1 pseudogene is annotated in these 524 nt (G+C 66.6%); it reads left to right on the forward strand.

Going from position 1 to position 524, the window contains the following annotated elements:
• A pseudogene (locus tag AC2CJA_RS27145) lies at positions 1-502 on the forward strand (IS701 family transposase); the annotation flags it as partial.
• Positions 503-524: the final 22 nt, after the last annotated feature.

Consider the following 524-nt stretch of genomic DNA (forward strand, 5'->3'; position numbering starts at 1 on the left):
CTGGACCCACATCGGCACTGACGGCCACCGCCACCTGCTCATCCGCCGCAACCGCACCACCGGCGAACTCGCCTTCTACCTGTGCTGGTCACCCGCCGCGGTCACCTTTGCGGAGCTGGTCCGCGTCGCCGGTGTCCGCTGGAGTGTCGAGGAGTGCTTCCAGACCGCCAAGGGCCAGGTCGGACTCGACCATTACCAGGTTCGCAACTGGACTTCATGGCACCGCCACATCACGCTCGCCATGCTCGCCCTGGCCTTCCTGACCGCCATCGCCGCCGACACGGCACCGAAACGCTCCACCTGTGCGCACCACCCAGCCCACGACAGCGAACCGATCTCCTTGACCGTCCCGGAGATCCGCCACCTGTTCACCGCCGTCCTCGGCCCGCCGACCGCGACAGCCGCCAAGCTGCTGCACTGGTCAATCTGGCGCAGACGCCACCAGGCAACAGCCCGACACAGCCACTACCGACGACGATCCGTCGACGAACCCGCTGGATAGATCACGAAACCGCACTGGAGTA

The sequence above is a fragment of the Streptomyces sp. ATLC9 genome (assembly GCF_057196705.1).